We start from the raw sequence: 12,741 nt of genomic DNA, 5'->3' as shown, positions 1-12,741 counted from the left end.
TGGATGTCGTGGCGTCGTTGTTATTGGCTATTGAAAAGAGCGCGCGCTTCACGCCACGCGGTTCAGCAGCGGCTGGTTGCGTACCCAGCGCCGCAGGTTGTCGAGAAAGATCGCTGCCACGCGGGCCTCATTGCCGTCCGAATGGCCGGCGCTGTGGGGCGTGACGATCACGTTCGGCAGGCTCCATAGCGGCGAGTCGGCCGGCAGGGGCTCGTGCGCGAACACGTCGAGATACGCACCGGCCAGCGCGCCGCTGCGCAATGCATCGATGAGCGCCGGCTCGTCGATCACTTCGCCGCGAGAGACGTTCACGAGCCGCGCACCGGCGGGCATGCGCGCCAGCACCGCCGAATCGATGAGGCCGCGCGTGCGATCGCTCAGCGGGCAGGCCAGCAGCAGCCAGTCCGCCTTCGGCAGCACTGTGTGCAGCTGTTCGTAGCTCACACTCTGGTGGGCTGGCGCGGCGGCCGAGGCCTCGCTCCCGCGCACGGACACGACACGAAGCCCGAGCGCCGCGAGCAGCGCACCGAGGCCTTGCCCGATCGGCCCCCAGCCGACGACCACTGCCGTCTGCCCCGCAAGATCACGCGGCAGGCCACTGCCCATGAGCGGCGACCAAGTGCGTGCGCGTTGCGCGGCCAGCAGCTGTGGAAACTGCCGCGCCAGCATCAGCACGCCTGCCAGCGCGGTCTGCACGACCACGCCGGCGTTGGCGCCCGACGAGGTCGTAACCTCCACGCCGCGCGCCCGCAGCTCGCCGTACACCGGCCGGTCGGCGCCCGCGGAATGCGCGTGCACCCAGCGCAGCGAGGGCGCGTGGCGCATTGCGTCGTGAAAGGCCTGCGTGTGCGGCAGCACCTCGTGCTTGGTCGACAGGCCGGTGACGTCGCGCGAGACAAAAGCTACGTCGGCGTCGTCGCCCGGGTTCACCACCACGTGGGTGCGGTCGCCGAGCGCCGCGGGCAGGCCGGGCGCCGTCTGCGCCGCGGCTTGCGGCGTCATCAGGATGCGCAGCGGCGAGCTCATTCGGCCGTCGCACCCGATTCGCGCACGATCGCCTTCCACTTCTCGTACTCCTGGCGCGTGAACTTGCCGAACTGCTCGGGTGTGCCGCCCACCGGGTCGGCGCCCTCGCGGATCATCTGCGCCTCGAGCGAGGGCAGCGCCTCGTTCACCGACTTGTTGAGCAGCGCGATCACCGGGGCTGGCGTGCCCTTGGGCGCGAAGAAGCCGAACCACGAGCCGGCGGAGAAATCGGGGAAGCCCTTCTCGGCCACGGTCGGTACGTCGGGCAGCGAGCGCGAGCGCTTCTGGCTGCTCACCGCAATGGCCCGGAGCTTGCCCGCCTTGATGTGCGCGATGACCGATGGAATGGTGGCGAACATGAATTGCACGCGGCCCGCGAGCAGGTCGTTGAGCGCGTTAGCGCCCTTGTAGGGCACGTGCAGCGTCTCGGCCCCGATGCGCTTGCTGAGCATGTAGCTCGACAGGTGCGACGAGGTGCCGACGCCGGTGGAGCCGTAGTTCAGCTTGTTGGGGTTGGCCTTGGCGTAGGCGATGAATTCCTCCAGCGTCTTCGCGGGCACCTCGGGGTTCACCACCAGCACGTTGGGCACGTCGGCGATCTGCACCACCGGCACAAGGTCGGTGAGTGGGTCGTAGGGCAGGTTCTTGTAGAGCGTCTGGTTGACGGCCATCGGGCCGACCGAATTGACGATCAGCGTGTAGCCGTCGGCCGGTGCACGCACCACGAATTCGGTGCCGATGTTGCCGCCGCCACCGGGCTTGTTGTCGATGATGAAGGACTGCTTGAGTTTTTCCGACATGTGCTGCGTGACGGCGCGCGCGAGGATGTCGGTGGTGCCGCCGGCTGTGAAGGCGACGACCACGCGCACGGGCTTGCTCGGGTAGGCCGTCTGTGCGGTGGCGTTGAGGCCGGCGGCCAGCAGTGCCGTGGCGCAGAAGAGCTTTTGCAAGAAGCGGGAAGAAGGCTTGTCTCGTGTCATTGTTGTGTTCTCGTGGGTAGTCGGTCTGGTGTTCAGTCGCGAAAGCCCGGGTCCATCCGGTCGAGCTTGCGCAGCAGCGCAGGCCATTCCATGAGGCCGTAGGGTCGGCGCGTGCCGGGCTGGTAGTTGTTCCAGGTTTCCTCCAGCACTTGCTGCGGCACGGCCCTTAGCAGCGTGTTGCAAGACATCGCACCGATCTGCGCGCGGCAGGCCAGCTCGAGCCGGTGCATCCAGTTGAAGGCTTCGCCCACGCTGCGGCCCACCACCAGCGCGCCGTGGTTGCGGAAGATCACGGCCTCGCGGTCGCCCAGGTCGGCCAGCAGCGAGGCCTGCTCCTCGGTGTTCAGCACCACGCCCTGGTAGTCGTGGTAGCCGATCTTCAGGAATCGCATGGCGGTTTGCGTGAGCGGCAGCAGGCCGCATTCGAGCGACGACACCGCCATCGACGCCCAGCTGTGCGTGTGGATCACGCAGGCCACGTCGGGCCGTGCCGCGTGCACGGCGCTGTGGATCACGTAGCCGGCCTTGTTGATGCCGTAGTCCAGCTCGCCGAAGTCGGGCTTCGAGAGGATGTTGCCGTCCTGGTCGACCTTGATGAGGCTGGAGGCGGTGATCTCCTCGTACATCATTCCGTAGGGGTTGATGAGGAAGGCGCCTTTCTCGCCCGGCACGTGCGAGGAGATGTGGTTGGCCATCATGTCGGACATGCCATAGAGGTCCACCAGCCGGTAGCAGGCCGCGAGGTCGATGCGGGCCTGCCATTCGGCATCGGAGCATCGGCCCTTCATGGAGGGAATCTGGAGTACGCCGGGTTGTGTCATGGGGTTTCGTTCGGATGCATGGGGTTCATTCAGTCGGCGCCAAGCTGCAGGCGGTTGGGCAGGCGCTTCTCGATGGCGAACTTCAGCAAGGCGGCCGAGCGGAAGATGCCGTGCGCGAACTTGCCGTAGGGCAGGGTGAGAAACAGCGCCATCACCACGCCCAGGTGCACCGCCAGCAGCAATGCCATGAAGGGCGTGTCGCGCCACGCCAGCAGCGCAAGGCCGGTGATGCTGGTGAGCAGCAGCAGGGCGATGAAACCGCGGTCCATGGGGCGCTGCGCCGCGTCGCCGTGCGCCGGGTCGCGCCGCAGGTTCAGCCACAGCAGTCCGACCGGGCCCACCACCAGGCCGATGCCGCCCGCGGTGCCCAGCAGCACGGGCAGGCTGGTGAGCGCATAGGGCGCATGCAGGCTGAACAGGTAGTGGTACAGCGTGGCCACGCAGGTCGACGCGAAGCACAGCATGAAGCCGTAGAAGGTGAAGTGGTGGAAACGCCGGCGCCACAGGGTGAAGCGGTCGTCTTCGTTGTTGCAGCCTTCGCCGTGGCCGCCGCCCAGGTACTTCAGGCGCAGCGCGTCTTGCGCGGCCTCGGCGCTGGCTGCGTTGCGTACGCCGGTCACTTCGGCAGGCACGTTGTCGCGCGACGGCGATACCTCGCGCCAGAAGCGCCGCACGCCCATGGCCAGCGCGAACATCACGAAGAGAAACACCGCGCCGAACACCAGCGCGAGAAAGTTGTGCGGAAAGATCGCGTAGAAATTGCCCGCGAGCGGCTCGTGCAGCAGCGAGCCCGACATCGCCACTGCCAGCACCAGGAAGAGCGCGAGCCCACCGGCCAGAGCGAGCGCAACCGTGAGGCCCGCGCGCTGGTAGAGCGCACCCATTGCAGGCGGCCAGGCGTAGTCGTGATACGTCTGCATGCGCACCTGCGCCATCGCCTGCGGCACGTTCACCGCGAACTCGTGCGGCGGCGCGTATTGGCAGGCGTGCAGGCAGGCGCCGCAGTTGTGGCACAGGTTGGCGAGGTAGTGCGTGTCGGCCTTGCCGAATTCGAGCCGGCGCGTCATGGCCGGGAACACGGCGCAGAAGCCTTCGCAGTAGCGGCAGGCGTTGCAGATCTGCAGGATGCGGGCGACTTCGCCTTCGCTCGCTGTCAACGGAAGGGCGGGCTGTATCGGGATCACGCGCGACGTGGCACCGCCACCGATGCCGTCGGCATCCGCACGGGCGCGTGCGACGAGATCAGTGAGCTGCTGCAAGGGCGGTCTCCGGGGATTTCTTCGAAAGGTTCTTTGCCGCGTTCGCGGCCTGCGTGCCGGCAATGCGCCCGAAGGCCGTGCCGATGCTCATGCCGACGCCCGCCGTGTAGCCTTTGCCGAGCACGTTGCCGGCCATCATTTCGCCGGCCACGAACAGGTTGGGGCTGGCCCGGCCGCCGAAGCGCACGGCTGCTGTTTCGTCCACCTTCAGGCCGAGGTAGGTGAAGGTGATGCCGGGGCGCACGGGGTAGGCGTAGAAGGGCGCTGTGTCGATGGGGCGCGCCCAGTGCGTCTTGGCTGGCGCGAGGCCTTCGGTGTGGCAGTCGTCGAGCGCGGTGTGGTCGAAGCGGCCCACATGGCAGGCGGTGTTGTAGTCCTCCACCGTGCGCACGAAGGTGGCTTCGTCGAGGCCGATCTTGCGTGCCAGTTCGCCGAGCGTGTTGGCCTGCGTGCCGGGGAACACCGGCGGCATGAAGCGCCCGACCGCTTTCTGGTCGATGACCGACCAGGCAATCTGCCCCGGCTGCTGCGCGACGAGCCGGCCCCAGATGGCGTAGCGCTTGGGCCAGAAATCTTCGCCCTCGTCGTAGAAGCGCTTCGCCTCGCGGTTGACGACCACGCCGAGCGACACGCAGTCGATGCGCGTGCAGATGCCGCCGTCGTACAGCGGTGCGCGCGCGTCGATGGCCACCATGTGGCCCTGCGACGGATCGCCGATGCTGTCTGCGCCCGCGGCGATCATGTGCTTCAGCAGCACGCCCTGGTTGAAGCGCGTGCCGCGGATCAGGAAGTTGTCGGCCGGCCACTCGCCGCGCTCGTTCCGGCCCCAGGCCTCGCGCAGCCACTCGCGGTTCGACTCGAAGCCGCCGGCGGCCAGCACGCAGCTTCTTGCGGCGATGCGCTCGCCGGCTTCGGTGCGCACGGCCATGAAGCGGTCGCCATCGAGTTCGACCGAGGCCACGGGCGTGTCGTAGCGAATCTGCACGCCCAGCCGTTCGGCGCTGCGGAAATAGGCGTTCACCAGCGCCTTGCCGCCACCCATGAAGAAGGCGTTGGTGCGCGCCACGTGCAGCGCGCCCGACAGCGGCGGCTGAAAGTGCACGCCGTGGCTGCGCATCCAGTCGCGGCAATTCGACGAGGCGCGAATCACCAGGCGCGCCAGATGCTCGTCGGTGAGGCCGCCGGTCACCTTCAGCAGGTCTTGCCAGTATTCCTCTTCAGAGTAGGCCTCGATCAGCACGTCCTGCGGGGCGTCGTGCATGCAGCGCAGGTTGCGCGTGTGCTGCGAGTTGCCGCCGCGCCATGCCTTGGGCGAGGCTTCGAGCAGCAGCACCGAGGCGCCGGCCTCGCGTGCCATCAGGGCGGCGCACAGCGCGGCATTGCCGCCACCGACAACCAGAACATCTATCACTCGTGGGTCTCCTTGGAATACGGGAGACTCTAGGCACGCCGGCCTTCAGGCGAAAGGCCGATCCGGGCAACGGGTGTTCAGTTTTCGAGAAGACTTGCTCCTGTCCAACTGCCATCGCGCACCAGGGCGCGCGCCGTGTCGGCCATCACCACGCGGGTGGCCAGCGCGGCGGGAGAGAGCTCGTCGTCCGACAGGCTCACGAGCAGGTTGCGGCGGCCCACGTGCGCGTCGGCGATCTGCGTGAGCTGCAGGTCGTCGCGGTCGTGCCGTGCGGTAGCGGCGCCGGGTTGGATGGTGGCGCCGTGTCCCGCGCGCACCGCATCCATCAGCAGCGCGAGGCCGTCGACCTCGGCCACGATGCGCGGCGCGATGCGCGCCCGGGCGAAGGCCGCCATCAGCGTGGCGCGCAGGCCATGGCTGCCGCTGGGCAGTATCAGCGGCAGTTCGGCCAGTTGCGACAGGCGCACGCGGGCACCGGTGGGGCGCTGCGGCAGCGTGGGGGATGCAATGACGAAGAGCTTCTCGGCCAGCAGCGGGGTCACGCTCCAGCGCCGCGGCGTGTCGGTCTGGAACAGCACGGCCAGGTCGAGCTGCCGCGCCTGCAACATGGTCGTGAGGTGACCGGACAGCGCTTCGACCATGTGCAGCCGCACCTCGGGGTAGCGCTCGCGCATGGCGCGCATCAGCGGCACGCCGAGCACCGTGGCGGTGGTGGGTGCCAGGCCCACGCTCACGTGGCCCGAGAGCCGCGCCTGCTGCGCGGCGCGCACCGCGTCGTCGGCATGGCGCAGCGTGAGCTGGGCCTGGTGGAGAAAGGCCACGCCCGCATCGGTGGGCGCAACGCCGGTCGAGCTGCGCTGCAGCAGCCGGGTGGACAACTCGCTTTCGAGCCGGCTGATCTGCTGGCTCAGCGCCGAGGTGACGACGCCCAGCTCGACCGCCGCGCGGCCCATGCTGCGAAGCTCGCAGACCTTGACGAAGTAGCGCAGTTGCCGGAGTTCCATCGCCCGATCATCGCGCAGGCACGGCGGCCGGTGCGGGCCGGCGCAACAGCAGCCAGCCGAACAGCGGCGCGGTGATGTACATCACCACCGAGTAGATGGCCGCCGGCAGCGCGAGCTGGAAGCTGCCGAGCACGCTCACCGCGATGAAGATCGCGAGCGTGGAGTTGTGGATGCCGATCTCGTAGCTGATGGCGGTGGCCAGCGGCTTGTCGAGGCCCGCGGCGCGGCTCAGGTAGTAGCCCGCGAGCAGGCTCACGAGATTGAACAGCAGCACCGGCACACCGATCTCGGCGAAGGTGGCGGCCATGGTCTTCCACTCGTTGGCGATGGCGAGCACCGTCACCACCGCGAGCACGACGCCGCTGAAGATCTTGGTCGGCTTTTCCATGCGCGCCGCGAAGCCGGGGCTGCGCGAGGCCACGAACATGCCGATGGCCACCGGCACCAGCACGATGGCGATCACCTCCACCAGCTTGCGCGTCTGCAGCGGCACCACCTGGCCGCCTTGAGCGAAGTGCCCGATGGCCCAGTTCGCGATGAGCGGCAGCGTGACGATGGACAGCAGCGTGTTCACGGCCGTGAGCGAGATGTTCATCGCCACGTTGCCGCCGAACAGGTGCGAGAACAGGTTGGCCGAGATGCCGCCGGGCGAGGCCGCGAGCAGCATCAGCCCGACCGCGAACACGGGCGACAGGCCGAAGCCCACGATGATCGCGTAGCAAGCCAGCGGCAGGCCGATGACCTGCAGCACGAGCGCGATGGTCACGGCCTTCGGGTGCTTGAAGAGGCGCCTGAAGTCGGCGAGCGAAAGCGAAAGCCCGAGCCCGAACATCACAAGCGCGAGCGCGCCGAACAGGAAGCGGGTAACGATGACGGTGGCGTCCATTGGGTTTGTCTCCTCGGTGGTTCTTGTAGTTTTGATGCGTAAAAAAATAGCCGCCAGCACCTGTCGTGCAGGCGCTGGCAGCCGTGGAAACCGGGGTCGACGCTGTCTTATTGTTTGTAGCTGTCGTCGATGCGGTCGAGCTTGCGGATCAGCGAGGGCCAGACGAACTGGCCGCCCAGGCCACCGGTCTGCACCTTCATCGCCTGGCCTACGCCCTCGACGATCTTCGGGTTGACTTGCGTGAGTTCGCTGCCGCCCGATTGCGCCGCAATCTGGATCTGGCAGGTGTTCTCGAAGGTGTACATCGAAAGAAAGGCGTCGGCAATGGTCTTGCCGCAGGTCAGCAGGCCGTGGTTGCGCAGCATGAGGAAGTTGGCGCTGCCCATGTCGGCCTGCAGGCGCGGCTTTTCGTCGTCGCGGAAGGCCACGCCTTCGTAGTCGTGATAGGCCAGCGAGGCCAGCACGAAGGTCGATTGCTGGCTGATGGGCAGCACGCCGTTCTTCTGCGCGCTGACGGCGATGCCGGCCTTGGTGTGGGTGTGCAGCACGCACTGGATGTCTTCGCGCGCGGCATGCACCGCGCTGTGAATGACGAAGCCCGCCGGGTTCACGGGGTAGGGCGAGTCGATGATCTTGTTGCACTGCTGGTCGACCTTGACCAGGCTCGACGCGGTGATCTCGTCGAACATCAGGCCGTAGGGGTTGATCAGGAAGTGGTGCTCGGGGCCGGGAATGCGCGCGCTGATGTGCGTGAACACGAGGTCGCTCCAGCCGTAGAGCGCTACCAGGCGGTAGCAGGCGGCGAGGTCGACGCGAAGCTGCCACTCCTCGGCGGAGACGAGCTTCTGGATTTCGGGTTGGGAGAAGGCGTTCATGGTTTCCTCTTGTCGATGTCAGGCGGCCGCGGGTTCGGTCAGCGCGGCCTTGTAGATGCTCTGCTTCGGCTGCGCCATCACGCGGCGCAGCATGGGCTCGAACTCGCTGATGGGCAGCGTCTCGGCCTTGGGGTCGAAGGCGGGGTTGTCGTAGAGCGCGCAGAACTCGGCCGTGCGCTCGTAGTGCGGGTGGTCCTTGAAGTTGTCGCGCATGTCGCGGTCCAGGCCGATGTGGTGAAAGAAGTAGTGGCCCTGGAAGATGCCGTGGTTCTGCACCATCCAGTGGTTGGCTTCGCTCACGAAGGGCTTGAGGATGGCGGCGGCGATGTCGGGGTGGTTGAAGCTGCCCAGCGTGTCGCCGATGTCGTGCAGCAGCGCGCACACCACGTACTCCTCGTCGCGGCCGTCGCGCAGGGCGCGGGTGGCGGTCTGCAGCGAGTGGGTGTAGCGGTCGACCGGAAAGCCGCCGTAGTCGCCTTCGAGAATCTGCAGGTGCTTGATCACGCGCGCCGGCAGGCCGGTCGTGAACTGCATGAATTCGCCGCCGATCAGTTGCCAGTCTTCGCGCGTGCTTTCCTGCATGCTCTTGAAACTTGCGCGTGCGTTCATCGCTGGGGTCTCCGTTCTTGTGGGGTGCCGGCCACTGTATGCCTGCGCTTGACCTTGAACTGTCAAGAATTTGACAATGTGGGGTTCTGGTAAACCCCCGCCTCGCAGCGGTTCATGCCCATGGCTGCCTCCTCTAGACCGCGTCTTTCCGCTGCGCACCGCGCCGCGCTGGAGGGCAATCCGTGGTTCATGAGCATGCCGCGCGCCCAGCGCGAGGCGCTGCTGGGCGCGGCCGAACTCCACCACGTGCGGCGCGGCGCAATGGTGTTTCGCCAGGGCGATCCCATTCACGCGGCGGGCGGCGGCTTCTACGGGTTGGTGGCGGGCACCATCAAGATTTCATCGCTGCGCCAGGACGGGCGCGAGGCCATCCTCGCGGTGCTGGAGCCCGGCAACTGGTTCGGCGAGATCACGCTGATCGACGGCTCGCCGCGCACGCACGACGCCACCGCGCTCGAGGCGCTCGACCTGCTGATGGTGCCACCCGAGGCCTTCGGGCAGCTGATGCGCGATGTGGTCTTTTCCAACGCCATCGCCGCGATGCTGGCGGCGCGCGTGCGCATGCTCTACGGGTTGACCGAAGATGCCACGCTGCGCAGCCTGCGCGCCCGCGTGGCGCATCGGCTGCTGGTGCTGGCGCGCGGCGATGCCACGCAGTCGGTGCACCTGCGGCACGAGCTGCAACTGCCGCAGGAAGCGCTGGCGATGATGCTGGGCGTGACGCGGCAGACGCTGTCGAAGGAGCTCAATGCGTTGGCGGGCGAGGGCGTGGTCGCGCTGGGCTACGGGCGCATCGAGCTGCTGTCGCTCGATGCGCTGCAGAAGCTGGTAAGCACGGGCTAGGGTCGCCTGCTGCCGTCAGCGCAAGACCCGGCCGTCGGCGGAGATGCTGATCAGGTCGATGTTGCGCACGCTGTCGCGCAGGCCCGGGCGCAGGTTGATGCGGAAGCCGCCCACGTCGTAGTCGGTCATGCCCGACATCACGCGCTGCAGGCTCGCGGTGTTGAAGCCGCGGCCGGCGCGGCGCACCGCTTCGCCGGCCGCCTTGGCCGCGATGAAACCCTCGAGGCCCTCGTATGACGCGGTCTGGTCGGAGTTGTCCACGGCCGCGAGGTATTCCTTGACGATGGGAATGGCCGAGGGCCGCGGCGACGGCACCACCTGCGAGATCACGATGCCGCCGATGTCCTTGCCCAGCGTGGCGTAGAGCGGGTCGATGCCGACGATGGAAAAAGCCATGAAGCTGCCCGAGTAACCGCTCTTGCGCAGCGCGCGGATGGCGTTGGCCGTGGTGCCCGAGAGCGACACCAGCACGATGGCCTGGGGCGATTGCTGCTGCACGGTCTTCAGTGCTGCATCGAGCTTGTTGCCGGTGGGCGGCACCAGCGCGCTCGCGACCAGCGGTGTGAGCCTGAGCTCGGTGATGGCCTGCTCGACGGCCGCCAGGCCGGCGCGGCCCATGGCGTCGTCGTCGCCCACCAGCGCGATGCGGGTCTGCCCCACGGTGGCGCACTGCTTCACGATCTTCAGGGCCTCGTCGATCATGCCGGGCCGCACATGGAACACGTTGGGGTGTTCGGCGCCGCGCAGCGTGTCGGAGGCCGCGAAGGGCGCGAACAGCAGGCTGCCCTGCTGCGTGGCGACGTTCGCGCCGGCCTCGCTGCTGGCCGTGCCGACGAAGCCGAAGAGCATGTCGGCCTTGTTGGTGGTGAGCAGGGTGCGCGCGTTGGCGGCGGCGCGGGCCGCGTCGTAGCCGTCGTCGAGCTGAAGCAGCTTCAGCTGCAGGCCGGTGGCGGCGTTCTTGTCGTTGAAGTCGCTCACCGCGAGGCGGCTGCCGGCGGCGAAGGCGGTGCCTATTTCGTAGGCACTGCCGGTGAGAGGCACCGATTGCCCGAGCAGCACGACACGCGGTGTGCCGCCCGCCGCGCGCGTGGACTGGGCCATGACCGGTCGGACGATGCCGCTTCCCAGCGCCAGTGCGCCCCACGCCGCCTTGCTCAACCATTCCCTGCGAGATGGGTTCATTGGACACCTTCTTTCACATTAGTAAAAAAGTGTAGCAATAACGGGGCCGGGGGGGAAGTCGGGTGCCGGGGCGGAATTCCCTGATGAGAGGGCCCGGGAAGGGCCGAGGCCGTTCAGGCGGCGCGTTCGAACACCAGGTCCCACACCCCATGCCCCAGCTTGATGCCGCGGTTCTCGAACTTGGTGAGCGGGCGGTATTCGGGCTTGGGCGCGTAGCCCTCGGCGGTGTTGCGCAGCAGCGGCTCGGCCGCAAGCACTTCGAGCATCTGCTCGGCGTAGGGCTGCCAGTCGGTGGCGCAATGGATGTAACCGCCGGGGCGCAAGTGCTGCGCCAGCTTGGTCACGAACTCGGGCTGGATCAGGCGGCGCTTGTTGTGGCGCTTCTTGTGCCACGGGTCGGGAAAGAACACATGCACGCCGGCAAGTGTGCCGGGCTGCAGCATGTGGTCGAGCACGTCGACCGCGTCGTGCGCGCAGATGCGGATGTTCGACAGCGACTGCTCGCCGATGCGCTTGAGCAGCGCGCCCACGCCGGGTTCGTGCACTTCGCAGCAGAAGAAATTGGTTTCGGGCAGCACGGTCGCGATGTGCGCCGTGGCCTCGCCCATGCCGAAGCCGATTTCCAGCACGGTCGGGCCGGCGCGGCCGCCGAAGGCCGCAGTCAGGTCGAGCGGTTCGGGCTTGTAGGGCACGAGAAACAGCGGGCCCAGTTCGGAGAAGGCGCGTGCCTGGCCTTCGGTGGTGCGGCCGGCGCGCTTGACGAAGCTCTTGAGGCGGCGGTGCAGCGGGTGCGGCTTGGCCGCTTCTTCTTCGTCGCTGGCGTCTGGAGTGGGCGCATCTTCGCTGCGCGGGATGTCGTTGGGCACGGTGTCGGGAAAGTTCATGGAGGCCGCGAATTGTAGAGAGCGCGCCATTCGGGCACCCAACCGGCCAGGGCGTCCGCGCAGTTGGCGCCCGTGGTGCGCCGCAATCCGAGCACGCGCGCGGCGCTGTCGAGCGCGGCCAGCGCGGCGGCGGGGGAGCCTGTGTCGATGGATGTTGCGCCGTTCTGCTTCGACAGCTTGTCGCCGTCGGCGCCGCGCACCAGCGGCGTATGCAGGTAGCTGGGCGTGGAAAAGCCCAGCGCGCGCTGCAGCAGGATCTGGCGGGCGGTGTTGTCGGTGAGGTCTTCGCCGCGGACCACGTCGGTCACGCCCTGTTCGGCATCGTCGACCACCACGGCGAGCTGATAGGCCCAGGGGCCGTCGGCGCGGCGCAGCACGAAATCGCCGACCTCACGGCTCACGTTCTGGTACTGGCGGCCGAGGCGGCGGTCGGTCCAGCAGAGTTCGCTGCCCGTGCCGGAATCGGCCGCTTCATCCCAGGGCACGCCCGGCGTGGGCGGCCGGTCGGCCTCGAACTTTTCGGTGGCGAAGCGCCAGGCCCGCGCGGGCTTGCCGTGCAGCCCATCGCGGCAGGTGCCGGGGTAGACGCGCTCGCCGTGGCGCTCGTGCCGTTGGCCGAGTCGCGCGAGGGCTTCGTTGATGTCCTTGCGCGAGCAGCCGCAGGGGTAGGCGAGGCCGCGCGCCTGCAGCCGGGCCAGCGCGGCTTCGTAGCGCGCGGTGCGCTGCGTCTGCCACACCGGGGTTTCGTCGGGCAGCAGGCCGCAGTCGGCCAGTTGCTGGAGGATGTGTTCGCCCATGTAGGGCAGGCAGCGCTCGGTGTCGGCGTCTTCGATACGGATCAGCCAGCGCGCCTGCGGACCGCGGGCGCGCACGTCGAGCCAGCTCGCGAGCGCGGCCACCAGCGAGCCCGCATGCAGCGGGCCGGTGGGCGAGGGCGCGAAGCGGCCGGTCTCCCTCATCT

The 12,741-nt window shown here is 68.0% G+C and carries 13 protein-coding genes; 1 reads left to right on the top strand and 12 read right to left on the bottom strand.

Annotated features, from left to right (window positions below; all coding sequences use genetic code 11):
* Positions 1 to 48: 48 nt before the first annotated feature.
* The 9 genes from ACZYSP_RS04815 to ACZYSP_RS04775 form a co-directional block, all read right to left on the bottom strand.
* Positions 49 to 1,026 carry a D-2-hydroxyacid dehydrogenase gene (locus ACZYSP_RS04815; RefSeq protein WP_093073615.1) on the bottom strand — a complete coding sequence of 326 codons (978 nt, stop codon included), beginning with the start codon at positions 1,024 to 1,026 and terminating at the stop codon, positions 49 to 51.
* On the bottom strand, positions 1,023 to 2,006 hold the full coding sequence (locus tag ACZYSP_RS04810; protein ID WP_093055879.1) for a Bug family tripartite tricarboxylate transporter substrate binding protein: 984 nt from the start codon (positions 2,004 to 2,006) through the stop codon (positions 1,023 to 1,025). The genes ACZYSP_RS04815 and ACZYSP_RS04810 overlap by 4 nt, the downstream gene beginning before the upstream one ends.
* Positions 2,007 to 2,038: 32 nt before the next feature.
* A complete protein-coding gene (locus ACZYSP_RS04805) occupies positions 2,039 to 2,827 on the bottom strand; it encodes a class II aldolase/adducin family protein (RefSeq protein ID WP_093055881.1) in 789 nt (262 codons plus the stop codon).
* Between the two features lie 29 nt (positions 2,828 to 2,856).
* A complete protein-coding gene (gene tcuB, locus ACZYSP_RS04800) occupies positions 2,857 to 4,086 on the bottom strand; it encodes a tricarballylate utilization 4Fe-4S protein TcuB (RefSeq protein WP_093073616.1) in 1,230 nt (409 codons plus the stop codon).
* Positions 4,070 to 5,497, bottom strand: coding sequence for an FAD-dependent tricarballylate dehydrogenase TcuA (gene tcuA, locus ACZYSP_RS04795; RefSeq protein WP_354336336.1), 1,428 nt, complete (start codon positions 5,495 to 5,497; stop codon positions 4,070 to 4,072). The genes tcuB and tcuA overlap by 17 nt, the downstream gene beginning before the upstream one ends.
* Positions 5,498 to 5,574: 77 nt before the next feature.
* On the bottom strand, positions 5,575 to 6,501 hold the full coding sequence (locus ACZYSP_RS04790; RefSeq protein ID WP_093055887.1) for a LysR family transcriptional regulator: 927 nt from the start codon (positions 6,499 to 6,501) through the stop codon (positions 5,575 to 5,577).
* Positions 6,502 to 6,508: 7 nt separating this feature from the next.
* Positions 6,509 to 7,387 carry a bile acid:sodium symporter family protein gene (locus tag ACZYSP_RS04785; RefSeq protein ID WP_093073620.1) on the bottom strand — a complete coding sequence of 293 codons (879 nt, stop codon included), beginning with the start codon at positions 7,385 to 7,387 and terminating at the stop codon, positions 6,509 to 6,511.
* A gap of 107 nt (positions 7,388 to 7,494) precedes the next feature.
* The gene (locus ACZYSP_RS04780; RefSeq protein ID WP_093055891.1) at positions 7,495 to 8,262 is read right to left on the bottom strand and encodes a class II aldolase/adducin family protein; all 768 of its coding nucleotides are present in this window, start codon (positions 8,260 to 8,262) and stop codon (positions 7,495 to 7,497) included.
* Positions 8,263 to 8,280: 18 nt separating this feature from the next.
* A complete protein-coding gene (locus tag ACZYSP_RS04775) occupies positions 8,281 to 8,871 on the bottom strand; it encodes an HD domain-containing protein (protein ID WP_093073621.1) in 591 nt (196 codons plus the stop codon).
* 120 nt (positions 8,872 to 8,991) lie between these two features.
* Between ACZYSP_RS04775 and ACZYSP_RS04770 the strand changes: the two genes are divergently transcribed.
* Positions 8,992 to 9,714, top strand: a complete 723-nt coding sequence (locus ACZYSP_RS04770; RefSeq protein ID WP_093075123.1) for a Crp/Fnr family transcriptional regulator — start codon at positions 8,992 to 8,994, stop codon at positions 9,712 to 9,714.
* A 15-nt stretch (positions 9,715 to 9,729) separates the two neighbouring features.
* Here ACZYSP_RS04770 and ACZYSP_RS04765 read toward each other — a convergent pair whose 3' ends face one another.
* The 3 genes from ACZYSP_RS04765 to gluQRS form a co-directional block, all read right to left on the bottom strand.
* Positions 9,730 to 10,896 carry an ABC transporter substrate-binding protein gene (locus ACZYSP_RS04765; protein WP_093073623.1) on the bottom strand — a complete coding sequence of 389 codons (1,167 nt, stop codon included), beginning with the start codon at positions 10,894 to 10,896 and terminating at the stop codon, positions 9,730 to 9,732.
* Positions 10,897 to 11,009: 113 nt separating this feature from the next.
* The gene (trmB, locus tag ACZYSP_RS04760) at positions 11,010 to 11,780 is read right to left on the bottom strand and encodes a tRNA (guanosine(46)-N7)-methyltransferase TrmB (RefSeq protein ID WP_093073625.1); all 771 of its coding nucleotides are present in this window, start codon (positions 11,778 to 11,780) and stop codon (positions 11,010 to 11,012) included.
* Positions 11,777 to 12,739: a tRNA glutamyl-Q(34) synthetase GluQRS gene (gene gluQRS, locus ACZYSP_RS04755; protein ID WP_093073627.1), complete on the bottom strand. Its 963-nt coding sequence runs from the start codon at positions 12,737 to 12,739 to the stop codon at positions 11,777 to 11,779. Before gluQRS ends, trmB begins: the two co-directional genes overlap by 4 nt.
* Positions 12,740 to 12,741: the final 2 nt, after the last annotated feature.

This window comes from Variovorax sp. F042, assembly GCF_057814215.1.
The sequence above is the reverse complement of the archived record's forward strand: the minus strand, read 5'-3'. Positions and strand labels throughout refer to the sequence as shown.